At 60.0% G+C, this 23,713-nt stretch carries 23 protein-coding genes; 13 read left to right on the top strand and 10 right to left on the bottom strand.

The features are described 5' to 3' along the window. Positions 1-17 precede the first annotated feature (17 nt). From ruvX to aspS, 5 genes are all read right to left on the bottom strand, one after another. Positions 18-566 carry a Holliday junction resolvase RuvX gene (gene ruvX, locus HMPREF2792_RS00115; protein WP_070529855.1) on the bottom strand — a complete coding sequence of 183 codons (549 nt, stop codon included), beginning with the start codon at positions 564-566 and terminating at the stop codon, positions 18-20. Between the two features lie 58 nt (positions 567-624). Further along, positions 625-3,312 (bottom strand): alanine--tRNA ligase, encoded by a 2,688-nt coding sequence (gene alaS, locus HMPREF2792_RS00110; RefSeq protein WP_070529853.1) that lies wholly within the window; start codon positions 3,310-3,312, stop codon positions 625-627. Between the two features lie 67 nt (positions 3,313-3,379). Then, on the bottom strand, positions 3,380-4,735 hold the full coding sequence (locus HMPREF2792_RS00105; RefSeq protein ID WP_070529852.1) for a replication-associated recombination protein A: 1,356 nt from the start codon (positions 4,733-4,735) through the stop codon (positions 3,380-3,382). After that, a complete protein-coding gene (locus HMPREF2792_RS00100; protein ID WP_070529954.1) occupies positions 4,735-5,937 on the bottom strand; it encodes a phosphotransferase family protein in 1,203 nt (400 codons plus the stop codon). The genes HMPREF2792_RS00105 and HMPREF2792_RS00100 overlap by 1 nt, the downstream gene beginning before the upstream one ends. Positions 5,938-6,020: 83 nt before the next feature. Beyond that, positions 6,021-7,841, bottom strand: a complete 1,821-nt coding sequence (gene aspS, locus HMPREF2792_RS00095) for an aspartate--tRNA ligase (RefSeq protein WP_070522174.1) — start codon at positions 7,839-7,841, stop codon at positions 6,021-6,023. Between the two features lie 204 nt (positions 7,842-8,045). On the opposite strand from aspS, the gene HMPREF2792_RS00090 reads away from it, so the two are divergent. The 6 genes from HMPREF2792_RS00090 (at position 8,046) to HMPREF2792_RS00065 (ending at position 15,021) form a co-directional block, all read left to right on the top strand. Continuing rightward, complete coding sequence (locus HMPREF2792_RS00090) at positions 8,046-8,939, top strand: KPN_02809 family neutral zinc metallopeptidase (RefSeq protein WP_070522171.1); 894 nt, start codon at positions 8,046-8,048, stop codon at positions 8,937-8,939. 327 nt (positions 8,940-9,266) lie between these two features. After that, a complete protein-coding gene (locus HMPREF2792_RS00085; RefSeq protein ID WP_198530273.1) occupies positions 9,267-10,856 on the top strand; it encodes an inorganic phosphate transporter in 1,590 nt (529 codons plus the stop codon). Positions 10,857-10,984: 128 nt separating this feature from the next. Then, on the top strand, positions 10,985-11,707 hold the full coding sequence (locus HMPREF2792_RS00080) for a CBS domain-containing protein (RefSeq protein ID WP_070529850.1): 723 nt from the start codon (positions 10,985-10,987) through the stop codon (positions 11,705-11,707). Positions 11,708-11,752: 45 nt separating this feature from the next. Next, positions 11,753-12,859, top strand: a complete 1,107-nt coding sequence (locus HMPREF2792_RS00075) for an LLM class flavin-dependent oxidoreductase (protein WP_070529848.1) — start codon at positions 11,753-11,755, stop codon at positions 12,857-12,859. Then, positions 12,860-13,537, top strand: a complete 678-nt coding sequence (locus tag HMPREF2792_RS00070; protein WP_070529846.1) for an FMN reductase — start codon at positions 12,860-12,862, stop codon at positions 13,535-13,537. It begins immediately after the preceding gene. Between the two features lie 74 nt (positions 13,538-13,611). Beyond that, positions 13,612-15,021, top strand: coding sequence for an L-serine ammonia-lyase (locus HMPREF2792_RS00065; RefSeq protein ID WP_070529842.1), 1,410 nt, complete (start codon positions 13,612-13,614; stop codon positions 15,019-15,021). On the opposite strand, the gene hisS is transcribed toward HMPREF2792_RS00065, so the two are convergent. Genes hisS through tpx form a run of 3 tightly spaced genes read right to left on the bottom strand, consistent with a single transcriptional unit; the run spans position 15,018 to position 17,442 of the window. Continuing rightward, a complete protein-coding gene (gene hisS, locus HMPREF2792_RS00060; RefSeq protein ID WP_070529839.1) occupies positions 15,018-16,295 on the bottom strand; it encodes a histidine--tRNA ligase in 1,278 nt (425 codons plus the stop codon). The two genes, HMPREF2792_RS00065 and hisS, sit on opposite strands and share 4 nt — an antisense overlap. A 5-nt stretch (positions 16,296-16,300) precedes the next feature. Further along, positions 16,301-16,945, bottom strand: coding sequence for an MBL fold metallo-hydrolase (locus HMPREF2792_RS00055; RefSeq protein WP_070522149.1), 645 nt, complete (start codon positions 16,943-16,945; stop codon positions 16,301-16,303). Further along, complete coding sequence (gene tpx, locus HMPREF2792_RS00050; protein ID WP_070522146.1) at positions 16,945-17,442, bottom strand: thiol peroxidase; 498 nt, start codon at positions 17,440-17,442, stop codon at positions 16,945-16,947. The genes HMPREF2792_RS00055 and tpx overlap by 1 nt, the downstream gene beginning before the upstream one ends. Positions 17,443-17,548: 106 nt before the next feature. Between tpx and HMPREF2792_RS00045 the strand changes: the two genes are divergently transcribed. The 3 genes from HMPREF2792_RS00045 (at position 17,549) to HMPREF2792_RS00035 (ending at position 19,357) form a co-directional block, all read left to right on the top strand. Next, complete coding sequence (locus HMPREF2792_RS00045) at positions 17,549-18,409, top strand: peptidylprolyl isomerase (protein ID WP_070529838.1); 861 nt, start codon at positions 17,549-17,551, stop codon at positions 18,407-18,409. A gap of 288 nt (positions 18,410-18,697) precedes the next feature. Continuing rightward, positions 18,698-19,045, top strand: coding sequence for a hypothetical protein (locus HMPREF2792_RS00040; RefSeq protein WP_070529837.1), 348 nt, complete (start codon positions 18,698-18,700; stop codon positions 19,043-19,045). A gap of 57 nt (positions 19,046-19,102) precedes the next feature. Next, positions 19,103-19,357, top strand: coding sequence for a hypothetical protein (locus tag HMPREF2792_RS00035; protein WP_070522137.1), 255 nt, complete (start codon positions 19,103-19,105; stop codon positions 19,355-19,357). 134 nt (positions 19,358-19,491) lie between these two features. Here HMPREF2792_RS00035 and HMPREF2792_RS00030 read toward each other — a convergent pair whose 3' ends face one another. Further along, positions 19,492-20,034 (bottom strand): DUF421 domain-containing protein, encoded by a 543-nt coding sequence (locus HMPREF2792_RS00030; protein WP_180952042.1) that lies wholly within the window; start codon positions 20,032-20,034, stop codon positions 19,492-19,494. A 55-nt stretch (positions 20,035-20,089) separates the two neighbouring features. On the opposite strand from HMPREF2792_RS00030, the gene HMPREF2792_RS00025 reads away from it, so the two are divergent. Next, complete coding sequence (locus HMPREF2792_RS00025) at positions 20,090-20,299, top strand: hypothetical protein (protein WP_070529836.1); 210 nt, start codon at positions 20,090-20,092, stop codon at positions 20,297-20,299. Positions 20,300-20,324: 25 nt separating this feature from the next. Next, positions 20,325-21,209, top strand: a complete 885-nt coding sequence (locus HMPREF2792_RS00020; protein WP_070529834.1) for a hypothetical protein — start codon at positions 20,325-20,327, stop codon at positions 21,207-21,209. A gap of 248 nt (positions 21,210-21,457) precedes the next feature. On the opposite strand, the gene HMPREF2792_RS13090 is transcribed toward HMPREF2792_RS00020, so the two are convergent. After that, complete coding sequence (locus HMPREF2792_RS13090; protein ID WP_070462451.1) at positions 21,458-22,135, bottom strand: TetR/AcrR family transcriptional regulator; 678 nt, start codon at positions 22,133-22,135, stop codon at positions 21,458-21,460. Positions 22,136-22,226: 91 nt separating this feature from the next. Here HMPREF2792_RS13090 and HMPREF2792_RS00010 point away from each other — a divergent pair, with 91 nt between their 5' ends. Then, positions 22,227-23,456, top strand: coding sequence for an MFS transporter (locus HMPREF2792_RS00010; protein WP_070495012.1), 1,230 nt, complete (start codon positions 22,227-22,229; stop codon positions 23,454-23,456). 114 nt (positions 23,457-23,570) lie between these two features. After that, positions 23,571-23,713: transposase (locus HMPREF2792_RS13405; protein WP_141748945.1), on the top strand; the 143-nt coding region annotated here is incomplete at its 3' end.

Genomic DNA, 23,713 nt, shown 5'->3' with positions numbered 1-23,713 from the left:
GTCCGATGCGTGAAGGTTTACGGCTCACGTACTTCGTCTCCTACGTTTGAAGGGCTGTGGCCGTTCAACGCGAAATGGCGCGCATCCAGCCAGGATTGCAAAATTTCCACCGCGGCTGCTTGGTCAATCACCGAGCGACCTCGCTTCTCTGATACGCCAGAGGCCCGCAATGCGGAGGAGGCGACCACGGTAGTAAGGCGTTCATCCACCATACGCACGGGCGGAGGTTCTTTCATCCTGTCATCTTTTGCCAAGCGGCGGCGGATACGAAACGCGATTTCCTTGGCATGTTTAACACTTGATGAACCATTGCCCTTGAGATCACGCGGCAAACCAACGGCTACCTCAACCACGTCATACTCGTAAATCAGCTCAAGCAGGCGGTCGATATCACCCTTGTCGCGGTCTTTAAACCCGGTCTCACGCCGGACGGTTTCGACCGGCATGGCCAAGCGCGCGTCCCGGTCAGAGACCGCCACGCCGATGCGGACGGTACCAACGTCGAGGCCCAAACGGCGCCCCGGGCCGGGATCGTCCACGCCTGGTTTGTCGGGTTCTACGGCCATCGTGCTCCTCCTGATTCTGCGAGTCAGCTACAACTGCACGCCAACTAGGGCGAGTTCGTTAGTGGGCTTCGAGCTCATCACGGACGGCGTCGAAGGCCTGCTGGAGACCTTCAGCGTTGGCGCCGGAACCTTGAGCCATATCGGGCTTTCCGCCGCCCTTGCCGTCAACATAGCCAGAAATAACCTTGACCAAGTCACCAGCCTTGACGCCGCGCTCGACGGCAGGCTTAGTGGCGCCAACGATGAACGGGAGCTTGCCGCCCTCGTTCTCCGATGCCAGGACAACCACACCGGCGACATCACCGAGACGGTTCTTGATATCCGAGGCCAACGTGCGCAGATCACCGCCGTTTACTCCGTTAGGAAGTTTGACCGATACGAGGGTGTAGTCATTAACGGTGGTCGCACCAGAAATCATCTCCGCGGTCTGCGACATGAGCTGGGCCTTGTGCAGCTCCGCAATCTGCTTCTCAGCGGCCTTGAGCTTCTCCGTCAGCTGCGCGATGCGCTCCGGAAGATCCTCAGTCTGCACCTTGAGCTCGCGGGACACCCCTTCCACGAGTGCGGTCTCCTTGGAGTAGAAACGGAATGCATCCAAGCCCGAATAAGCCTCGATACGGCGCGCGCCCGAGCCCACTGAGGATTCACCGAGGACGGACACCGGGCCAATTTCGGCGGTGTTCTTCACGTGGGTACCACCGCAGAGCTCGATGGAGAAGGGGCCACCCATCTCCACGACGCGAACCTCGGAACCATAGTTCTCACCAAAGAGGGCCATCGCGCCCATCTCCTTGGCCTTCTCCAAAGACGTCTCGATGGTATTGACCGGGAAGTGCTGGTCCACCGCCTGGTTCGTCACCAAAGCAATATCATCGAGCTGCTCCTGAGTGAGCTGGTCGGTGTAGTTGAAGTCAAAGCGCAGGTAGCCGGGTCGGTTCAAGGAACCAGCCTGGACTGCAGTCGGGCCTAGCACTTGGCGCAGGGCTGCGTGGATAAGGTGCGTCGCCGAGTGCGCCTGCACGGCGCCGTGGCGCCATTGTTCATCAACGGCAGCCGTTACGCCGTTGCCCAACTCAAGGCCTCCAGCGGTCACCGTAGCCTTGTGCACCCACAGCTTCTTTCCAATCTTCTGCACATCGTTGACCTCAAGGAGGGCCTCGCCCGCGATAATGCGGCCCCGGTCGGCGGTCTGGCCGCCGGCTTCGGCGTAGAGCGGCGACTGGTCCAGGATTACCTCGACGGTATCTCCTGCCTCGACCTCAGTAACCTTCTCGCCATCGCGCACAAGGCCGATGACCTTGGCCTCGGACTCCAGGGTCTCATAGCCCGTGAACAACGTCGGGTGGTTATCCACCCACTCGCGGTAGAGCGACAGGTCAGCATGACCATGCTTCTTGGCCTGGTTATCGGCCTTGGCGCGGCGGCGCTGCTCGCCCATGGCGGCGTCGAAGCCTTCCATGTCTACGGTCAAACCGGCTTCCTGAGCCATTTCCAAGGTCAGGTCGATGGGGAAACCATAGGTATCGTGCAGCTCAAAAGCCTTCTCGCCGGAGAGGACCTTCGGGGTGGCCGCACGAGAGGTGCTCTTCAGTTCCTCCACGGCTTCGTCGAAAAGCTTGGTGCCTGACTCCAGCGTCTTTAGGAAGGCCTTCTCCTCCGCCACGGCAACGCGCAGGATACGCTCGCGGTTATCGGCGATCTCCGGGTAGGACGGGGTCATGGTGTCCATGATGGTGTTCATGAATCGCTCCATGGTCTCACCCTTCGCGCCAAGCAGCTTGGCGGAGCGGATAATGCGGCGCAGCAAGCGACGCAGAATGTAGCCACGGCCCTCGTTACCGGGGGTAACGCCGTCCAAAATGAGCATCATGCCGGTACGCGAGTGGTCCGCCACCACGCGGAAGCGAATGAGGTCTTCCTTCGGAGCATCCGGAACGTACTTCGCACCGGTAAGCTCCTCGGCTACGTCGATGACCGGGCGCAGCAGGTCCGTCTCGTAGACGTTGTCCACGCCCTGCAGGATGCAGGCCACGCGCTCGATGCCCATGCCGGTATCAATGTTCTTCTTGGGCAGCTCGCCCACGATCTCGAAGTTGCCCTTGCCGATGCCTTCGCCACGCTCGTTCTGCATGAAGACCAAGTTCCAGATCTCCATGTAGCGGTTATCATCCGCAATCGGGCCGCCATCCTGGCCATATTCCGGCCCGCGGTCATAGTAGATCTCAGAGCACGGACCGCACGGCCCGGGAATACCCATGGACCAGTAGTTGTCTTCCATGCCGAGGCGCTGAATACGCTCGGTGGGCACGCCGATCTTGTTGTGCCAAATATCGGCCGCCTCATCATCGTCGAGGTAGACCGTGACCCACAAACGCTCCGGGTCGAGGCCCAAACCGCCTTCATCGACGGAGGTGGTCAGCAGGTTCCAGGCGTGGGTAATTGCGCCTTCCTTAAAGTACTGGCCAAAGGAAAAATTACCCGCCATCTGGAAGAAGGTATTGTGACGGGTGGTAATGCCCACTTCCTCGATGTCCAAGGTGCGCACGCACTTCTGGATAGAGGTCGCCGTGCCATTAGCAAAAGGCGGGTTCTGCTGGCCCAGGAAGTAGGGCTTGAAGGGAACCATGCCGGCGTTAACGAAGAGCAGGTTCGGGTCATCCAGGATCAGCGACGCGCTGGGGACGGCCTCGTGGCCGGCCTTGACGAAGTGCTGGGTAAAGCGTTCCCGGATCTCATGAGTCTTCACGAGCAAAATTCCTTCACTGTTGAATGGTTTCTAGTCAGCGCTCAACTTTACCCGTCCGGTGCTGTGCTTAGCGACGCCGCCCCCGGATGATGTCCCGCAGCCTTCCCAGGTACTCGCGCACACGCTTCTCCGCGCCATGGTCGGTGGGGTGATAATACTCGGCATCCGCCAGCGTCTCCGGCAAATACTGCTGGGACAGTACACCGCGCGGATCATCATGCGGGTACTGATAGCCCACTGCATTGCCCAAGCGTTTCGCTCCCTCATAATGGCCGTCGCGCAGGTGCGCGGGCACATGCCCGCTCTTGCCGGCGCGAACGTCGGCCTGGGCCGCGTTGATGGCGTTGATAACGGAATTGGATTTCGGTGCCGTAGCGAGATGGATTGTCGCCTGAGCCAGCGGAATACGCGCCTCGGGTAATCCGATAAGGGCCGCGGCCTCCGCTGCGGCCACGGCAGTGGGCAGCGCGGTGGGATCAGCCATTCCGATGTCTTCGGAGGCATGCACGATAAGCCGGCGGGCGATGAAACGCGGGTCTTCGCCTGCCTCAATCATGCGGGCCAGGTAATGCAGCGCGGCATCCACGTCGGAACCGCGGATGGACTTAATAAACGCGGAGACCACGTCATAATGCTGGTCGCCGTCGCGGTCATAGCGCACCACCGCGTGATTGACGTTTTCTTTGAGAACCTCAACGGTGAGTTCACCGCCATCGGGCACTGCCTCGGCCGCCGCCTCAAGATAGGTCAGTGTGCGCCGAGCATCGCCCCCGGCGAGCAGCACCAGCTGGTCTAGAGCATCGTCCGTTGCGGTGATCCTTCCCGCCAATCCCCGCTCGCTGGTCAATGCGCGCTCGGCGAGGGTGCGCAGGGAGGCGTCGTCCAGCGGCTCCAAGTGCAGCAACAAGGAACGCGAAAGCAACGGCGCCACGACGGAAAAGGAAGGGTTTTCGGTAGTGGCGGCCACGAGCAGCACGGTGCGATTTTCGACGGCCGCGAGCAGCGCGTCCTGCTGAGTCTTGGAGAAGCGGTGCACCTCATCGATGAACAGCACGGTGCGGCGCCCTTGAATCAGCTCACGGCGGGCATGGGAGATCACCTCTCGAACCTGCTTCACGCCGGAGTCTAGGGCGGAAAGCCCAATGAAGTTATCTCCCAAGGAAGATGCGATGAGTGAGGCCAGCGTCGTCTTTCCGGTTCCCGGCGGCCCGTACAGGATGACGGAGGCCTCGCCTGAGCCTTCCACCAGCCTACGCAGCGGGGTTCCCGGCTCCAGGAGGTGCTTCTGCCCCACTACTTCATCGAGGTTTTGCGGCCGCATGCGCGCGGCCAGCGGCGAACCGGGGTGGGTTGCAAACATATCGGGGCCACCCGGCAGGCTTGGCGCTGACTGGTCATCGCCGAAGAATGACTCCTGCCCCATCAGGGCTCCCGGAGTCGAGAGGCCACGGCTCGCCCAAACTCGGCGACCGCGGAGCACCCGTCATTGCTACATTGCGCGGCAAACCGCGACAGCGCTTCGAAGGTCTCATAAAGATCGCGCCGAATCAGTATTTCATCCTCGCTGAACTGACCATGGTCGGATCGACGAAGCAGAGAACGGTGCGGGTCACGGTAGATCTCAGCGTTGCCTTCCGCCAACGCGACGACCCCTTCGATCCCGCCGGCATACATCGTGGTCACGCTCGACAGAGCCCAACCGATGAGGCAGGAGACGAGCAACTCGTGCAGCGTCTTCTCATCGGCGAGCTGCGGCCAGACATCGACAATGCGGCGCTGCCAGGCATGGATGAAAAGCCCCGCCTCGGCATCAGTGATCGGCCGAGAAAAAAGAAACTGCGGGAAGCCGGCCACCACGCAGGCCACGTCAAAGCCGACGTTGCGGAAACCGGCCCACTCATAGTCCAAGAAGGTCAGCGTTGAGCCGACGATGATGTTGTCTGGGGACAGGTCGAAGGGAGTAAAAGCGCGGTTGCGGCCAGAACTCAGACTCTGCATGGCGGCACGGGCCAATGTGCGGACGTGTTCCGGCGGTTCCAGTCCTGCCTCGCTGAGGATATCCGCACCAATCAGAATGGAGCTCTGCAAGGAATCATCGCGCAATGCCTGGTGCTCGGCGTATTCGGGATGCCGACGTAACTGGCGCTTGAGCAGGGCGTCATAGTCTTCTTCGCGCCCGGCAGTCCCAGCATGCATTTTGCCCAACGCGCTGCCCAGAGCCCTGAGCAGCTCGCCGCGGTCTTCATCACCGCTGCGCGCAAGGGTGTCCGCCAGGGTGTCGCCTTCGCCGGCGTCGGACAGCACAAGAATGCGCTTGTCCACGTCGTGTGCGAGCAACACAGGTCCTGGGCGGACCTCCTCAGACAGCGCCGTGGTGAACTGATAGGCCACCACTTCACGGAGAAGCGCGGCGTCATCAATAGTGTGCCCGGTGACCGGGTTGTACTTGATGACGACCGAACGATGCGGGAAGAAGGCGCTGGGAGTCGTCCGAGCACGAAGTACCACGGCATTGCCCGAGCCGGTGAGTTGCTCAACGTCACTCAGCTCAGGCTCCCCGCCATAGCGGCGCGAAATCATCTGTGAGGCTTCTGCTACCACGGCATCAGCCACAGAATTATTCATGGACTCGTGTCCCGTCGGATTCACTTGCTTGCCTGCTTCCACTTGTTGTCGGCCCAATGAGGTACACCCATGGTGTGGGGCCTTTAGGACTCCTTCCCAGCCTTTTCACCCTGGGCTGCCTTCGCAGCCTTCTCCGGCTTGAAGTCCACACCGGTCTCCTTGCGCTGCGCGGCGGGGATGGTGCCGGGGGCGTCGGTCAGCGGGTCGACGCCGCCACCGGACTTCGGGAAGGCGATGACATCGCGGATGGACTCGAATCCACCGAGCAGGGAGACGATGCGATCCCAGCCGAAAGCGATGCCGCCGTGTGGCGGAGCACCGAACTGGAAGGCGTCGAGCAGGAAGCCGAACTTCTCCTGCGCTTCTTCTTCGCCGATGCCCATGACGTCGAAGACGCGCTTCTGCACATCCTGGTCGTGGATACGGATGGAACCGCCGCCAATCTCATTGCCATTGCAGACAATGTCGTAGGCATAAGCCAGGGCCTCTCCCGGGTTCTGGTCAAAGTTATCCAGGTACTCCGGCTTCGGCGAAGTGAAGGCGTGGTGGACTGCAGTCCACTTGGAGTGGCCCAAAGCCACGTCACCCGAGGCGGTGGCATCGGCGGAGGGCTCGAAGAGCGGTGCGTCGACGACCCAGGTGAAGGCCCAGTCGCCGTCCTTGATGAGGTCGAGCTTCTTCGCAATCTCACCGCGAGCTGCGCCCAGCAGCGCACGGGAAGCCTTGGTCTCGCCGGCAGCGAAGAAGATGGCATCGCCCGGCTTGGCGCCGACGTGGGCGGCAATACCCTCGCGCTCGGCATCCGTGATGTTCTTGGCTACCGGGCCACCCAATGTGCCATCCTCGGCAACGGTGATGTAGGCCAAGCCCTTCGCACCGCGCTGCTTTGCCCACTCCTGCCATGCATCGAACTGGCGGCGCGGCTGGGAGGCTCCGCCTTCCATGACGACGGCACCGACGTATTCGTTCTGGAAGACGCGGAAGGTGGTGTCCTTGAAGAAGTCCGTGCACTCCACGATCTTGATGTCGAAGCGCAGGTCCGGCTTGTCGGAACCGTAGTACTTCATGGCATCGGCATAGGTCATGCGCGGGATGGGGGTCTTGATTTCGTAGCCGATGAGCTTCCACAGGGCGGAGACGATCTCTTCCGCCAGAGCAATGACATCATCCTGGTCCACGAAGGACATCTCGACGTCGAGCTGCGTAAACTCCGGCTGGCGGTCAGCGCGGAAGTCCTCATCGCGGTAGCAGCGAGCGATCTGGTAGTAGCGCTCCATTCCGGCGACCATGAGCAGCTGCTTGAACAGCTGCGGGGACTGCGGGAGTGCGTACCAGCTGCCCGGCTTCAGGCGCGCCGGCACGAGGAAGTCACGGGCGCCCTCCGGGGTGGAGCGAGTCAGGGTCGGGGTTTCGATCTCAGTGAAATCGTGGCTGTCCAGCACCTGGCGGGCAGCGCGGTTCGCGGCCGAGCGCAGGCGCAGTGCATCGTGCTGGCGCTCACGGCGCAGATCCAGGTAGCGGTACTTCAGGCGGGTCTCCTCACCGACCTCACCGGAGGAGGATGGATCATCAATCTGGAACGGCAGCGCTGCGGACTTGTTGAGTACCTCCAGGTCCGTGACGTTGACCTCAATCTCGCCGGAGGCCAGGTTCGGGTTAGCCGAACCCTCCGGGCGGGGCTCCACGACGCCAGTGACCTTGACGCAGTACTCGGAACGCAGATCGTGGGCGCGCTCAGCTACCTCGGTCTCGCGGAAAACAACCTGGGCAACGCCGGAGCGGTCACGCAGGTCAATGAAGATAACACCACCGTGGTCGCGACGGCGTGCGACCCACCCCGTCAGGGTGACGGTCTCCCCCGCCAACTCCTTGCGCAGTTCGCCTGCCAAATGTGTACGCAGCACTCTCGTTCAATCCCTTCTCATCGTTGACGCTCACACCCACTCACGCCACGCGTAGACAGCACGCGCCGAGGGATGCAAGTACTTGAACGGCCCAAGTCTACCGCCCTCACCGGACTTGCTCAGCGCTAGGGTGAGCACCGCGCGCATGGCGGTGCACCCACTATCGAGCAGACACCACCACCAGCATGTGGCAAAATCTGGAGCATGACTTTTAAATCTGGCGCCAATTTTGATGGTAAGCGAGCAAGCTCCGGCGGTGGAGGCCGCGGCGGCATGATCGCTACCGGCGGCGGCATTGGTTCACTCCTCCTCATCGGCCTCTATCTCCTTCTCGGCGGCGATCCCGGCGCCATCACCGGAAGCGATCCCCAGGCCGACCAGACCCAGGTCGGCCCCGAAGAAAGCGGGGAGGACGCGTTTGCGCACTGCCAAACCGCTGAAGACGGCAACAAGTATGACGATTGCCGCGTCATGTTTGCGGCCCAGTCCGTGGACAAGGTGTGGGCGCAGCAGCTACCAGACCAGGCTGGCATCGACTACGTCGAACCGGGCCGCGTCATTTTTAAAAACACCACTATGTCGGGCTGTGGCCAGGCCTCCGGCGCTACGGGTCCGTTCTACTGTCCTGCGGATGAGTCTGCATACTTTGACACTGCTTTCTTCGACCAGCTCCGCAACTTCGGCGGCGATAATGCCCCATTGGCACAGATGTATATCGTGGCCCACGAATTCGGCCACCACATCCAAAAGCTGGAAGGAACACTCAGCCTCTCGAACTACAACGAGCCCGGCGAGGATTCCAACGCGGTGAAGATTGAGCTGCAAGCCGATTGCTATGCCGGCCTGTGGGCGCACTACGCCGACAAGGGTGACGATGCCCTGCTCGAAACCATTACCGAGCAGCAGGTGACTGATGCTGTCAACACTGCACGCGCCGTGGGCGATGACAACATCCAGCGCCGCTCAGGGGGCGAAGTACGCCCCGATACGTGGACGCACGGCTCTTCCGAAGACCGTGCGCAGTCGTTCCTCGCCGGTTATAATTCCGGCAAAATGGAGCAGTGCGACACCTTAGGCCGTGGGGTTTACAAGTCTTAGGGTCTTAAGAAGCGCCCACCCCAAGGTCGCACCACCCCCAAATGTGCCACATTAGCCCAGATTAGATTCACATACACCAGGTGTTTACCTGCCGTACACCTTAATGCTTTAAGGTAGTCAAGTTCCCGCCGGTTCGTGGTGGGTTCCGCTCTGTCTTTAAAAGCATAAAAGAACTGCGCGTGATGTCATTATCACCTGCACCGCGGTAGGTATGGCGCTTCCCGCGCCAACGCCGAATGCACCCCGCCCGCGGCCTGCTCACACTGTCTCATCACGCAGCGTTCTCTTCATGAAAGGAACGACGTTTTGAGCACCGCCACGCCGACGATGCCTGATCTTGAGTCGATGAATGGCAAGAACAAGGACTGGATTTGGCACCTGTTCTTCGGCGCCATCACGGCTGTCACCCTGATCTTTTTCATCATTTGGGGCAACGGAGAAGTTGCTGAGGGAACCAACAAGGTAGTCCTTGTTACAGCAATTATCTTCGCTGTCTTTATGGCCTTCAACATTGGCGGCAATGACGTCGCCAACTCCTTCGGTACCTCCGTGGGCGCGGGAACCCTCTCCATGAAGCAGGCCCTCGCTGTCGCGGCGGTCTTTGAGGTATCCGGAGCCATCCTCGCCGGCGGCGAGGTGACTGATACGGTCCGCTCCGGAATCGTGGACCTCGATGCCATCGATGGCCTCGACCCGATGGAATTTGTCTACATCATGATGGCGTCACTCCTCGGCGCTGCCATCTGGCTTTTGGTAGCCACCCGCATGGGTTGGCCGGTTTCTACCACCCACTCCATCGTCGGCGGCATCGTCGGCGCCGCTCTGACCGTCGGCTTCATCACCGGCAAGGGCGGCATGGACATGGTGCAATGGGGCGGAATCGGCACCATCGCTTTCTCCTGGGTGCTTTCTCCGGTTCTCGGCGGTATTGCCGCATACCTCCTTTTCAAGTGGATCAAGTCTTCCATCTTGGTGTACAACGACGCCGCGGACGAACGCCTGCGTGACATCAAACTTCGCCGCGCCGAGCTGCGCAAGGAGCACAAGACCCGCTTCGAGCGTATGAACGAGCTACAGCAGATCTCCTACACAAATGCGATGGCTCGCGACGCCGCCCTTACCGCCGAAGAGGACTACGACCCAGAGGCACTCGAGTCCGACTACTACCGCGATCTGCACAACCTCAACAAGGATCTCGAGGATGTCAATGCACACCGCGCGCTCGAGAACTGGGTTCCGCTGCTCGCAGCGCTGGGTGCCGTGATTATCTCCGCGATGTTGCTCTTCAAGGGCCTGAAGCACACCGGCATCGATGTCACCGCCCTAGAAACTTTCCTAGTCATGGGCATGGTTGGAGCCATAGTCTGGATGGCCGTCTTCATCTTTGCCCGCTCCCTGAAGAAGAAGTCCCTGAAGCGCTCTACCTTCCTCCTCTTCTCGTGGATGCAGGTCTTCACCGCCTCCGCCTTTGCGTTCTCGCACGGTTCCAATGACATCGCCAACGCCATCGGCCCCTTCGCTGCAGTCTTCGATGTCTTGCAGACCAACCAGATCTCCGATGAAGTTTCCGTGCCGCTGCCGGTCATGGTAGCCATGGGCATCGCCTTGGTTTCCGGCCTTTGGTTCATCGGCCGCTTCGTCATCCAGACCGTGGGTTCTGGCCTCACTCAAATGCACCCCTCCTCCGGTTTCGCTGCCGAGCTGGCCGCTGCTGCCGTCGTCATGGCTGCTTCCCTCTTGGGCCTGCCGGTGTCCTCTACCCACATCCTCATCGGTGCCGTCCTTGGTGTCGGCATTGTGAACCACGCCGCCAACTGGAAGCTGATGAAGCCCATCGCTTTGGCATGGGTCATCACTCTTCCGGCGGCCGCCGCCATCGCTGCGGCGACGGTGTCCATCCTGCGCGTCGTCTTCTAAAGATCAACGCATCGCGCATACCGCATTCTCGCCGTGAGTTTCCCCAACCACCGGGGTTGCTCACGGCGAGATTTTTCTTATCACTTGAGCCTTAAGCACAAATCCAAGAACCCGTACACTTAGGCGGCATGAGCGACAACTCCCTGGCCATATTCTTTTCCGCTTTTAATGACATTGAGCAGTTCCTCCGCCAAGCTATCGGGGCAAAGAACTCTGATTCTTTCTGGTGGATTGTTGATCGCGCCCACGACAAACACCTTTTAAGCAAGCGCCAAGCAGAACAGCTGAAGGACTTTAGCAACCTTCGCAACGCCATCGCCCATGGCCGCTACTTCAGCGGTGAGCCCATCGCTACCCCACATCCTCACGTCATCAAGCAGCTCGAAAACCTGCAACGCCTGCTCACGGATCCACCCACAGCGCAGGCTCTGCTCGCTAGCCGTGACGTGACCACTCTTGCCCCTGACACCCCGATCATGGAGGCCTTGAAGCTTATTGACACGACCGGCTATTCCCAGATCCCAATCTATGAGTCCGGGACTTACCAGGCGCTTCTCACCACCAACGTCATTGCCCGATGGGTTGCGGCAGATCTCGGTGACGACGGTGTGATTAACGCGGCGTCGATTAACACGGTCCTGGAATTCGCAGAACGGAAGGACCGCGCAGAGTTCCTGCCCCGCACCGCCAGCGCGCAAGAGGTCATCGACGCCCTCACCGACCCTGCGGCAGACGGCACCCACCCCGGCGCGGTCCTTCTCACCGAGCACGGCAAGCCTTCCCAACTTCCTGTATCCATTGCAACACCTGCCGACCTCGCAACATTGGTTGCTGCAGTCGAATGGGAATAACTCCCCTCCCTAACCTTGTTGACATGACATAGAAAGGAGGATGTCATGCAATTTGGAGTCTTTAGCATCGGCGATGTCACCCAGGACCCGACCACCGGCCGCACCCCCACTGAGGCCGAGCGCATCCGCGCTATCACGGAGATTGCCCTCAAAGCAGAAGAGGTGGACCTCGACGTCTTCGCCACCGGCGAGCACCACAACCCGCCCTTTGTGCCATCAGCACCCACCACCCACCTGGCATACATTGCGGCACAGACGAAGAACCTTCAACTCTCCACTGCCACCACGCTGATCACTACCAACGACCCTGTTCGCCTCGCGGAGGACTACGCATTCCTCCAGCACCTGGCAGATGGGCGCGTCGACCTCATGCTAGGCCGCGGCAACACCGGCCCGGTTTACCCGTGGTTTGGCAAGGACATCCGTGAGGGCATTCCCCTCGCAGTGGAGAACTACCACCTACTGCGCCGCCTCTGGCGCGAACCCGTCGTGTCCTGGCAAGGAAAGTTCCGCACCCCGCTGCAGGGTTTTACTTCCACGCCCGCGCCTCTCGATGGCATCCCACCCTTTGTCTGGCACGGCTCCATTCGCTCCCCACAGATTGCGGAACAGGCGGCTTTTTACGGCGATGGCTTCTTCCACAACAACATCTTCTGGAACAAGGAGCACACCGCGAAGATGGTGAACCTCTACCGCAATCGCTACGAGTCCTATGGCCACGGCCGCGCCGACCAGGCCATCGTGGGCCTCGGCGGGCATGTCTTCATCGCGCCCACGGAGCAGCAGGCAAAGGACTTCTTCCGCCCCTACTTCGACAATGCCCCGGTGTACGGTCATGGCCCCTCCCTGGAGGAGTTCACGGCTCAGACCCCGCTGACGGTAGGCACCGTAGAGCAGGTGGTGGAGCGCACACTACAGTTTGCAGATTGGGTGGGCGATTACCAGCGCCAGCTCTTCCTCATCGACCACGCCGGACTGCCTCAGGAGGTGGTGCTCGAGCAGATCGAAATCCTTGGTACCCAGGTGGTGCCCGAGCTTCGCCGCCGCTTTGAGGAACGCCGCCCAGATCATGTACCTTCTGACCCGCCCACCCATGCCACGCTCGACGCTTATGCCCCGCACGCGCTGGTCAACCCTGAAGAGGAGAAGTAGTTGCGCTCTCTCGTACTCGTTACGGCTGGACTCTCATCACCCTCCTCGACGCGTGCGCTTGGCGACGCCCTCTCCGCCGCCACCACCGCCCGCGTTAGTGCCCGAGGTGAAGGCGTCGACGTGACCGTCGTCGAGCTGCGCGAGCTTGCCGGAGAGTTGGCAGAAGCCATGACCAACTGGGTTTCACCCACACTCCGCCTCCATGCCGCGCAGACTGCCGTGACCAAGGCGGACGGTCTCATCGCCGTCAGCCCGGTGTTCCAGGGCAGTTATTCGGGTTTGTTCAAGATGTTCTTCGACACTTTGGAGCCGCATTCTCTAGAGGGACTGCCCACGCTCATCGCTGCCACTGGCGGCTCAAGCCGGCACGCGCTTGTGCTCGACTATGCTCTGCGCCCGCTGCTTAACTACCTGCATGCCACAGTGGTCCCCACCGGGATCATTCAGGCCACGGAAGACTTTGGCACTGCAGAAGGCGCGCGCAATGACAAACGCATAGAACGCGCCGCCGAGGAGCTAGCGGACCTCATGGTGCGCCCGCTCGACCGGGTCTCTGGACTTGCCGGGAGGCTCGGTGAGGCGGAGGAAGCGCCCCAGGGGGAGCAATCGCAGGACGTCGATCCAGACCATTCAGGATTCCGCGCGCTTCTTTCCCGCCACGACGGGCATCCGGGCTAAGCGGTTGCGGAGGGCTCTCGGTACTATCGTAAGGCGACACTTATCTAACGCTCCCAAGGAGGTTTCACCCCCACATGACAATTAGCGTGACCGATATCTTCTCCATCGGAATCGGCCCCTCCTCCTCCCATACAGTCGGCCCCATGCGCGCGGCTAAGGCCTTCCTCGAGGCGCTTGATCAACACCCGGCCAAGGTCCACACCGTACTGCGCGGTTCCCTGTCCGCTACCGGCCGCGGCCACGCCACGGATCGCGCCGTGATTCTGGGCCTCGCCGGATGGGATCCGCTGTCCGTACCGCTCGACGCAGAGCCACGCGCCGATGCTTTTATCCCCACCGAGGGCACCATTTCTGGCCCCGCAGGTGAAGTGCAGTACAGCATCGAATTCAACAACGAACCGGTGCCGGAACACCCGAACTGCCTCATCTTTACGGCCTGGGACGAGAACGGCACGGTACTCGCCGAGAATGCAGAGTACTTCTCCGTCGGCGGCGGCTTTATCCTGTCCCGCGAGGAATACGATGCCCAGCTCCAAACAGACACCGGTGTGCCAGCCGGTGTCGCCGCGGCCACCGCTGAGGACACCGTTCCTTATGAGTTCCAGTCCGGCGAACACCTGCTTCACCTGTGTGCGGCCAATGACAAAGCTATCTGGGAAATCGTCGCCGCCAACGAGGCCGTGTTGCACCGCGAAGAAGGCGGTCTCGACTACGTCTACCAGCACCTCGACTTGGTCTGGGATATCATGCGCGAGTGCGTGACCGAGGGCATTTCCTCCAAGGGAATCCTTCCCGGCGGCCTGCGTGTGAACCGCCGCGCGCCACGCATGTACCAGCAGCTTCTGGCCAAGCAAAACGACGAGTCCTGTGGCTTGTCCGCGATGGAATGGGTCAACCTCTACGCGCTTGCCGTCAACGAACAGAATGCCGCCGGCGGCCGCGTCATCACCGCCCCCACTAACGGCGCGTGTGGCATCATCCCCGCGGTGCTGCACTACGCGCGTGACTTCCAGGCCGATTTCACCCGCTCCGATGCCCGCCGCTACCTGCTGACCGCAGGTGCCATTGGTATCATCATCAAGTCCAATGCCTCGATTTCCGGCGCCGAGGTGGGCTGCCAGGGCGAGGTTGGCTCAGCGTCCTCCATGGCAGCTGCTGGCATGGCAGAACTACTCGGAGCAACACCGGAACAGGTTGAAAACGCCGCCGAGATTGCCCTTGAGCACAACCTCGGCCTGACCTGTGACCCCGTCGGAGGCCTCGTGCAGATTCCCTGCATCGAGCGCAACGCCATCGGCGCAGTCAAGTCCATCAACGCCGCGCGCCTTGCGCTCATGGGTGAGGGAACGCACCACGTTACCCTCGATAACGCGGTGCGCACCATGGCCGAAACCGGACGGGACATGCTCTCCAAGTACAAGGAGACCTCGCTCGGTGGCCTGGCGAAGACGATGGGCTTCACCGTCTCGCAGGTGGAGTGCTAAACCAGCTGACGAAGCTGCTTGACGACGTCCCCCACCGGGACGTCGTGCTGCTCGTGCGCGCGCAGATCCTTCAGCGCCACGGTGCCAGACTCTAGCTCTTGGTCACCGAGGACGAGTGCGAAGCGGGCGTTGGCGCGATCAGCGCCCTTCATCGCTCCCTTGAGGCCGCGGTCACCGAAGGACATATCCGCGGAAATACCGGCTTTGCGGAGATCATTAATGATGCTGACCATCTTCTTCTTTGCCGCCGCGCCCAAAGCAACGCCATAAACGGCCACGCGCTCTTCGACGCCGTCGAGCTCCACGCCCTCGGCTTCCAGAGCCAAAACCGTGCGGTCCACTCCGAGGCCGTAGCCGATACCGGACAATTCCTGCCCGCCGAGCTGAGCCATGAGGCCGTCGTAGCGGCCGCCGCCGCCAATGCCGGACTGCGCGCCGAGTCCATCGTGGACGAATTCGAAACAGGTCTTCGTGTAGTAATCAAGACCGCGGACCATGCGCGGGTTGATGGTGTAGGGCACGCCCATGTCATCGAGCAGGCCAGTGACCGTCTCAAAGTGCTCGCGGCACTCGGCATTGAGGTGGTCGAGCATGAGGGGGGCGTCGACAAGCTGCTCCTGGACCTCCGGGCGCTTGTCATCGAGCACGCGCAGCGGGTTCAGCTCCGCGCGGGCCCTGGTTTCCTCGTCGAGGTCCAGCTTGAACAGGAATTCCTGCAGCTTCTCACGGTAGGCCGGGCGGCAGTCGTGGTCCCCCAGGCTGGTCAGCTCCAGACGGAACTGGCTAAGCCCCAGGCTGCGGTAGGAGCGGTCCGCTAGCGCGATGATTTCTGCGTCCAGCGCCGGATCATCGACACCAATGGCCTCGACGCCGACCTGCTGCAGCTGGCGGTAGCGGCCAGCCTGTGGGCGTTCGTAGCGGAAGAAGGGGCCAAAGTAATTGAGCTTGACAGGCAACTGACCACGGTCGAGGTTGTGCTCGATAACTGAGCGCATAACACCCGCGGTGCCTTCGGGGCGCAGAGTCACGGAGCGGTCGCCGCGATCGGCGAAGGTGTACATCTCCTTCGACACGACGTCCGTGGACTCCCCCACGCCGCGGGCGAACAGCGACGTGTCCTCAAAGACGGGGAGTTCGATGTGTTGGAAGCCGGACAGATGTGCCTGATGCACGAAGGTCTCACGAACCTTGGCAAAGATGGCCGATTGCGGCGGAACGTAGTCCGGCACACCCTTGGGCGCGGACAGGGCTTTGAACTGCTTCTTATCACTCACGCCCTTTAGAGTACATCCCCCGCCGCACGGAGAAACGGATTAGTCGCGCGTTCGCGGCGCATCGTCGATGTTGGGCCGTGGCCCGGCAAGATGGCAAGGGAATCATCAAGGCCCCACACCGGACCGCGCAATGAGCGCTGCATCGCCGCGGGATCGGAATGCGGAAGGTCTGTACGGCCGATCGAGCCCTTGAATAACACGTCACCGGTCAGCGCAAAATCCTCGGCCACGAGCATGACGCACCCCGGTGAATGCCCCGGCGCATGGAGTAATTCAAACTCCAGGCCGACGAGGCTCAGCGTCTCACCACCCAGCAGATCACGCCGGTCCGCCACCTGCTTCATGGAAGCGGCGGCGAAAAGCATCTGCGATTCGGGAGATACTCCGGAGCCATCCACCAACATGAACGCGTCATCCGGGTGGATGTAGACCGGCAGGTTAAACTCAGCGGCATCACGCGTGTGGTCAATGTGACCGTGGGTGAGCACGACGGCCTCAAATTCCAGGGACTTCTCACGCGCGAGCTGCTCAAGGCGCTCGCGTGTGTGCATCCCTGGGTCCACGATGAACGCCCGCGAGCCGTTAGCCACAACATAGGTGTTGGTTTTATAAGGCCCTGCGGCGAAACCGTAGATATCGGGTGTGTTCATTACTTGAGGGCGGCCAAAGCTGCGTCGTAGTCCGGCTCCGTCGTAACCTCTGGAACCAGCTCGGTGTAGGTCACCTTGTGGTTCTCGTCGGTGACGATGACCGCGCGGGCACACAGGCCCTTGAGCGGGGAGCCTTCCAGGACGAGGCCCAGCTTGTCGGCGAAATCGGAGCGGAAATCAGAAGCGCTGACGACGTTGTCGATACCTTCAGCAGCGCAGAAACGCTCCTGTGCGAAAGGCAGGTCACGGGAGACGGACAGGACAACGGTGTTCTCCAGACCAGCCGCCTCTTGATTGAACTTGCGCAGCTGCGCTGCACACACGCCGGTATCCACGGACGGGAAGCAGGACACCACCAGGCGCTTACCAGCAAAGTCCGCATTGGTCAGCTCAGACAAGTCGGTGCCGACGAGGGTGAAGTCCGGCAGCGCGTCACCGACCTTCGGCAGCTCAGCATTGGTTTCGACGGGTTCATTCTGAAAATTCGTAGTAGCCATGGCACCCAAGCGTACTGACGTGCGGGGCGGCGCGCCACGGTGAACTACCGTGCGGTTAGGATAGGTGGGTCAAAGTTTTTAAACCACCACTGTGGAGGAAACATAGGTGTCTACTAACAGCCAGCGCTTGGATGATGCGCTCAACCAGCTCGATCGCGAGCTGAAATCCCGCGACCGTAAACAGAAGAGCCGCCCGCTCGGCGTCGTTTTGATGGCCGCCGTCGTTATTGTTGCCCTCGTCGGCGGTATCTGGTTCTTGGCCACGCGCTCGCCGGAGGAAGAAGAGATTCAGGCCTCGGAAACCTCCGCCGCCGATACGCCCACTGAAGCCCCTACCGCCGAAGCATTGAGCGGCAAGCGTGCTAAGCCGCTCGGTGAGACCGTCACCTGCGAGTACAACGAGACTGGCGACGCTTCCCGCGATGTCCCTACTCCGCAAGGAAAGAACATTCCTGCCAAGGGTGAAGTGACCGTCAATTTCGCCACCAAGCAAGGCGATATTGAGATGACTCTCGATCGCTCGCTTGCTCCGTGTACCGTCAACGCAATCACGGACATGATTTCCGCGAAGTACTACGACGACACCGTGTGCCACCGCATGACGGAGGGCACCCTCTCCGTCCTGCAGTGCGGTGATCCGACCGGCAAGGGTTCTGGTGGACCGGGCTTCCAGTTTGCCAATGAGTACCCCACCGATGAGGCTGACGACGCCGCTAGGGCACAGCCTGCTCTGTACCCGAAGGGTTCCATCGCCATGGCTAATGCCGGCGAAGACACCAATGGTTCCCAGTTCTTCATTAACTATAAGGACTCGCAGCTTCCGCCCTCCTACACCTATTTTGGCGCCCTGACGGAGAAGGGACAGAAGACCATCGACGCCATCGCTGCCAAGGGTGTCAAGGATGGACAGTCCGACGGCGCTCCCGCTGAGGAAGTTCGCATCACCAAGGCAACCGTCGAGAGCTAAGTTTTACCCCCTTTACGGTGGCCGGCCCCGCTCGCATTCAGCGAGCGGGGCCTTTCCCATTCCAACCGCCCCTCCCCACCTGGACTAAGAATTTCTTAGCCTTGAGCTGTTCATTTGGCAAACTATTACCCACGTCCACAACCTGCACCGGACCAAACCCCAGCTCACATGCCGCGGACAGCCGCCACACAGATTCATCAATTGATTGTCAGATCCCTTGCAAAACCCGCAATGCCTCAGTAGCATCTGTGAGGTCTTTGAAATTCCCGAGATGTATAAGGAACGAGAATGAAGCTCTTCTCCCGTAAGGCCCTTGTCGCTGCCGCTACCACCGCTGCCGTTTCCCTGTCCGGCGTGACCGTTGCTAACGCTGAGACCACCACCCCGGAGGCCACCGCCACCGCTACGGCTACCACCACCCCGGCAGCTCCGTCCACCACCAAGCCGGCCGCCGAGACCACCACGACCCCGAGCAAGACCGACGAGGAGTCTTCTTCCTCCTCCGACGACTCCGAGGGTTCCTCCATCTCCGACATGAAGCCGTCCGAGATCCGCGACTGGATCGCTGTCTTCACCGCCATCATCGGCGCTCTGGGCACCGTCTTCGCTTTCTACAACAAGAACTTCGCTAAGTAAGTCAGACCCACTTAAGTCAGACTTTCCGTTCACATTCGAATCAGATTAGGAAATCCTATGAAATTCTTCTCCCGTAAGTCCATCGTTGCCGCTGCTACCGCTGCAACCATCGCTTTCTCCGGTACCGCAGTTGCTTCCGCAGCTCCGGTTGAGGATGACAGCTCCTCCAAGGCTTTCTTCGCTCTCTCCTCCGACGATGAGGGTAACGTCAGCCCGAAGGAAATCCGCGAGTGGATTAAGGTCTTCACCTCCATCATCGGCGCCATGGATGACGCAATGCGTCTCGGCGATAAGCTCGCTGGTATCAAGTAAGCCACAAGCGCCGCTCTCTCCCCTTGCGCAATCCGCGCAGGGGGAGATTTTTCGTTTTCCTGGACAGCCGATTCAACGCCCAAACACGACGCGGCTTCTAAGCCCGGCTACTCTTGCAACCTAGAAGACTGTTCCTAGTCCTGTGCATCTACTTCCTCGATGCGCTCGGCGCCGAGAACGTCCTTGAATACGGAGGCATCAACAAGCTGGCCACGGCGAATGACAGAAATCTGACCAGTTGGTTCCAAGATCATTAGCTGCACGTCGGTGCGCCGACCAAGGCCCGCCTTGCGCACAGCGGAATTGATATCCCTTTCGGTGATGTGCGCAAAGCTCATATTGTCTTCCTGCAGCTGCCCCTTATAAACCAAGAGCACCGGTTTGCGGTCGATGAAACGTGACCATGTCACGAGCTGCCGGAAGGTACCGAAGGCTGCCTCCAGGAGCATAAGTGTGAAGAGACCAATGACTCCGGCGGCGAGGGTCGGCGGGTTGCCTACAATCACGCGGCCTGAAACCGCGCCGAACATAATGATGATGACGGCATCGGAAGCGGTGATGGACGTCAAAACGCGGCTGCCAAAGAGCTTGACCAAGACCATAAAGGCCAAATAAATACCCAGCGTCGCGAGCATCACCAGTGGGATTCGGTGAGGCTCGATACCTAGCTGGTACATTGCCTCGCGTCCAAACAGCCTCAGTGTATCCACAGCTTTCCACCATACCTTCCACATGAGAAAAGCCCGCACGATTGACCAACACGCTCAACTCATTCCCACAGTTCAAGGCGGGTGGGGTAGCACCCCGCACCAGCGGAACCCCAGCCCCACGAACAACAACGATGGCCGAATCCTCACCGCCGATGACCTCGACCGCCTGTACGCACAGGGCAAGTTTGAGGAAATCAACAAGGCAGTGGAGGAAGGCCGTATCAGCCGCTAAAAGTTTCCACTAGGAGGAACGCACTATGGCAACTCCACAGTCCCACAAGAACTGGGATCCGGTAATCGGCCCGATTGTCGCGTCTGCGCTCATGCAGCCGCTCCGTCAGACCTGGGCATTCGCGCAGGAGGGTGTGACGAACTGCGACTTTGAGGGCGAAATCCGCGGTAAGGGTGACGAGGTTGTTGTCACCAACCTTAGCCGTCCCACCATCCGTAAGTACGACGAGTCCGAAGACATGATTGTTGAAGATGTCGAGTTCGGAGAGCGTAAGTTCAAGACCGACCAGGGCGACTACTTCAACTTCAAGATTCCGCTGGTATCTTCCGTCCAGTCTGCTCTAGACGTGAAGCCGGAGGCAGTCAGCGAGGCAGAGGAAGGCATGTCCGAGCAGGTCGATACCTACATCGGCAAGCTCATGAAGGACGGAGTGAAGAACTCCAACAAGGTGGGCACCCTCCCGCTCGACATTGAGAAGAAGGACGCGTACAAGACGCTGGTGGTGCTGCGTAAGAAACTCAACGCCACTTCGGTTCCGAAGACTGACCGTTTCGTGATGGTTGGCCCGGAGATGGAATCGGCGTTGCTGTACGACGAGCGCCTGGACAAGGCAGTGAACAACAGCAATCTCTTGAACGGTGAGATTGGTCGCCTGCTCGGGTTCCGCATCATTTCCGCGCCGACGGTGCCGACGGTGGCGGGCCGTGAGGTGGTCATTGCGGGCCACCCGATGGCTACCCCGTTCGGCTACCAGATCACGGAGGTGGCGGAATCGTCCATGCTGCCGTTCCGTTTCACCCGTGCGATTACGGGCCTCCAGGTGTACGGCGGTTCCGTGTTCCGCCCGGAGGTGCTGGCGACGGCTGAACAGGATGTGGTGGAGCCGACCACGGCGGGTGCTACCGAGTAGACGCTAGCCCGTAGCAGGCAGCGAAGGGGGTCAGGGTGTGTGCCTTGGCCCCCTTTACCCATACCTGGATGAAGGGCACACCATGAATAATCCGTATCAGGAAGAACTACTTAACCGTCTCCGTGACCATGATAACGCGAGGGGTGAACGTGAACTGACCCGGCTTATCAACTGGGCTACATCCGCTGTGTTGAAGTACACAGCTGTGCGGGCGCTCACTAAGACGATGATTGAGAAGTGGGTCAGAGTTAAGGCAGCAGGGTGTGTTCGATGCCGTCTAGGATCACATCGATGACGAGGTCGTAGTATTCCTCGGACATCGCTTCTTCTTCATCAGGGTGTGAGAGAGGCTCCAGGTAAGAGTTGACAATACTGGTCAGTCCAACAGATTGAGCCATCATAGGCTCAAGCCTGACAAGCATTTCGTGCAGGTTGTGGCGAGGCTGGATTTGATTGGATGCGCGCAGGTTTCTCGCTCCGATCGTGTGGATGATCGAGTTCGCGATAATTGTGTAGGCCACAGGCGAATTGTCACCAAACCCAGCTTCTTGTAGTTTGGCCCAGGCTCCATCGATCATCGGCAAAAACTGTTCGGTGAACTTGCCCCGCGCGAACCTGTCGGTAATCCCCGGATATGCTAACAATGCGGGGCGTAGATTGTGAGCCATAGCTCGAAACCAGGCTTTCCATTCAAGGTCCGGGTCGGGAACTTCAATCCCGACACATACCCGGTCTACAACAGCATCACAAATGGCTTCCTTGTTTGGAAAATAATGATAAATCACTGAGGGAACCACGCCCAGTTCACGGGCAATGTCCCGTACTGACCATCCCTCAACGCCACTGATCGCGCTTAACTGTACAGCTTGTTTGACAATCAGCTCGCGTGATAGCCCAGCCCTTCGCCCCGTTAGCACAGTGTTCATAAGGTGACCCTAACTTATTCCTTGACCCTTACTAGAACACCATTCTACAATATCCCTAAGTGAAACAGTGTTCTAGTAATGGAGTGTAGTGATGCCCGACCCTCGTAGTAATAAGCCGACACAGAGCTCTATTGATCCAGGAGCGCAAGCGAACCTGGTAGTGGGAATCGTTTTTCTCGCCTTTATGGGGCAAATGATTCTCAATCCGATCATCGCGCCACTGTCACGACAGATGGGATTGCGGGAATGGCATATTGGCGCCACTATCTCTTTGGCAGCGATTGTACTAGCGAGCTTGAGTGCTTATTGGGGGCGAGCTTCCCAACGTGTCGGCGCTAAACGTGTACTCGCTGCTGGGCTTGTGATCGCGATCATCGCTTTGAGCGCCTTCGGTATTGTCTCCTACCTGGGGATGAACCAGGTAGTTGGCGGTGTCGGACTAGTTTTTGGTGTTGTGATCACTCGTGGTTTGCTCTATGGTGGAGGGATTTCAGCGATCGCCCCGACCGCGCAAGCCCACCTGGTCACGCATGCTGCCAGCGAGAACGGGCGGGTAAAAGCACTGGGCATGATTGGAGCGGCTCAAGGGATGGCCTCCATTGTTGGAGGTGTTACTGGAGGTGTGTTAGCCGCTGCTGGTGGCCTGCTCTTGCCCTTGGTGGTCATGCCCGTTGTGATGGTGATTGGTCTGGTTGTTCTCTTGGTGAGTTTCGCACCTCAAAGCCGAGGGCAACTTTTTGCAAAGCCTCAACGGATTCGCTTCACTGATCCGCGTGTAGCTCCCTGGCTAGCAACTGGTCTGGTGATGTTTCTTGTGTTTTCTTCTGTTGCTACGATTTTTGGATTCACTGTCCAAGACCGCTTCGCCCTGTCGGCAACTGCGACCGCAGGTATTTCCGCGATTTACCTGACCATCATGGGCGTGACCATGATCATTGCCCAAGCGGTGATTGCTCCAAAGACAGGGTGGGGAGCAGCGAAGCTTTTACGTACTGGTCTGGCCATTACACTAGTTGCAACTGTGCTCATTTGGCCTACCTCCTCGCACGCTTTACTGGTTGTCGGGTGTATCGTGCTGGGGGTAGGTATGGGACTGGCGATGCCCGGGTACAACACTGGCCCAACCTTGAAGATGAGTGCAGATGAGCAAGGCGCAGTGGCTGGCATCATCAACGCTAATAATGGGTTGGCGTACGCGATTGCCCCGCTGGCTTCGACCGCCCTTTACGGGTGGAACCCGCTGGCACCCTTCGCCGTCTGTATCGCCTTGATTGCAGTGGTCGTCATCTACGCCCACACTGCACCCGCACTACGCCAATAACTATGAGCGTGCCTGAAGTAGCCGTTCCATCACGTTATCCGCAGGAGTCGGCCCTGAGGTTACCCTCGTTTAGTGGACACCCTATTTGTACGGATCTTGTGTCCGTAAGAGAGGATGTTCATTGTGAGTCAACAGCGCAAGAAGTACACGCCTGAGTACCGGCGTGAGGCCGCGAACCTGGTAATCGAGTCAGAGCGCCCAATTGCCCATGTGGCTAAGGAAATCGGTGTTTCCGCCGGGCTTTTAGGCCGGTGGGT

Origin of the sequence: Corynebacterium sp. HMSC068H04, from assembly GCF_001811255.1 — a bacterium.
GTDB classification, from domain to species: Bacteria; Actinomycetota; Actinomycetes; order Mycobacteriales; family Mycobacteriaceae; genus Corynebacterium; species Corynebacterium hesseae.
This window is presented reverse-complemented; position numbering and strand designations above follow the sequence as displayed.